The sequence below is a fragment of the Aminobacter sp. P4_H6_2 genome (assembly GCF_056400805.1).
Genome location: NZ_JBFUKO010000884.1, coordinates 1 through 1,699 on the forward strand (window position 1 = coordinate 1; position 1,699 = coordinate 1,699).

Annotated in this window: 3 protein-coding genes; 2 read left to right on the forward strand and 1 reads right to left on the reverse strand. The window is 64.9% G+C overall.

Annotated elements, in window-relative coordinates:
• Together AC1DUU_RS31300 and AC1DUU_RS31305 are read left to right on the forward strand one after the other, a co-directional pair.
• A partial coding sequence (locus AC1DUU_RS31300; protein ID WP_476787191.1) for an amino acid synthesis family protein occupies positions 1 to 494 on the forward strand: 494 nt, incomplete at its 5' end.
• The gene (locus AC1DUU_RS31305; RefSeq protein ID WP_476787192.1) at positions 491 to 1,075 is read left to right on the forward strand and encodes an amino acid synthesis family protein; all 585 of its coding nucleotides are present in this window, start codon (positions 491 to 493) and stop codon (positions 1,073 to 1,075) included. The genes AC1DUU_RS31300 and AC1DUU_RS31305, both read left to right, overlap by 4 nt.
• 113 nt (positions 1,076 to 1,188) lie before the next feature.
• Here AC1DUU_RS31305 and AC1DUU_RS31310 read toward each other — a convergent pair.
• Positions 1,189 to 1,699, reverse strand: a 511-nt coding sequence (locus tag AC1DUU_RS31310; protein ID WP_476787193.1) for an amidohydrolase family protein, incomplete at its 5' end; no start/stop codon positions are given.

A 1,699-nucleotide genomic window follows, 5' to 3' on the forward strand; every position in this document is an offset into this window, starting at 1 on the left:
GCACCGTGCTTGCCGTCGTCGCCAATCCCTATGCCGGGCGTTATGTCGAAGACATCACCCCGTTCATGGAAGATTTGAAGCCGCTCGGCCTCGAAATGGCGACCCGCCTGCTTGAAGCACTCGGCGGCGATGCCTCGTTGATCGAGAGCTACGGCAAGGGCTCCATCGTCGGCGGTGGCGGCGAACTCGAGCACGGCGCGCTTTGGCACAACCCCGGCGGCTATGCGATGCGCGAGCTTCTGGGCGGCGCCAAGGCCATCGTGCCGTCGAGCAAGAAGGTCGGCGGCCCCGGCGTTCGCATCGATATTCCGGTCACCCACGTCAACGCCTCTTATGTGCGCAGCCATTTCGACGCGATCGAGGTCGGCATCAACGACGCGCCGCGCAACAACGAACTGGTATTCGTGCTCGCGATGACCACGGGTTCGCGCGTGCATGCCCGGGTCGGCGGCCTCGACGCCAAGGACATCAAGGGGGAGGACGGCTTGCGATGAGCGTCGAAATCCGGCGAATCATCACCATCGTCGAAGAGACGCGCACTGAGGGCGGCAAGGCGGTTAATCCACCGACGCGCCGCGCCGCGGCGGTTGCGGTCATCCGCAACCCCCATGTCGGCACCTTCGTCGACGACCTCTCGGAACTCAGCGACATCGGTGCTGAACTCGGCGACATTCTGCCGCGCCGTGCCGTTGCAGCGCTCGGCATTCCGGGCGACCAGGTCGAGAGCTTCGGCAAGGCAGCAGCGGTCGGCGCCGATGGCGAGCTGGAGCACGCAGCTGCCATCTTGCACCCCAAGCTCGGCGCCCCGTTCCGCGACATTCTCGGCAAGGGCGCGGCGCTGATCCCATCGTCCAAGAAGCGTGGTGGCCTCGGCATCCCGCTCGACATTCCCTTGGGCCACAAGGACGCTGCCAAGGTGCGCAGCCACTTCGACGGCATGGAAGTGCGCATTTCCGACGCGCCGCGCGACGACGAGATCGTGGTGGCGATCGCCGTCACCGATTCGGGCCGCCCGCATCCACGTGTCGGCGGGCTGACCACAGACCAGATCGTCGGCAAGGACGGTGTGAACTAAAGCATGATCCCGAAAAGCGGGAACCGGTTTTCGAACAAGATCATGCTCCAACAAGAAGATAAAAAAGCGGCCTCTCGGGGCCGCTTTTTCGTTCCTGTCGGATAACTCGGCGATCAGGCCGCAACGATTTCCGGCACGCGGATCGCCGGCGGCGTGTTGCGGCTGCGGGCCGTGCGCACCACACCGTCGACCATGATCATGCCGATGCCGGGCAGGTTGCCAAGCGCCAGGCTTTCGAGGAAATCCTTGCCGATGCCGCCTGCTGCCTGATCCATGAACACCAGGTCGGCAGCACGGCCGGCCTCGATCACGCCACGATCGTCGAGCTTGCGCACCCGTGCGGTATTGCCGGTGGCAAAGCAGAAGACGACCTCGGTCGGCACGTCGCCGAGCGAGGCGAGATGGCAGATGGTGCGCAGGATGCCGAGCGGCTGAACGCCCGAGCCAGACGGACCGTCAGTGCCCAAAATGACGCGGTCGAGCTCATCGCGCTCCTTGGCGATGCCAAGCACGAACAGGCCGGTGCGCAAATTACCGTTATGGACGATCTCCAAGGCGCGCGTGCCCTCCTCGCAGATGCGGCGGATCTCTTCATCGGGCAGTGCGGTGGGCCCGCCATTCACA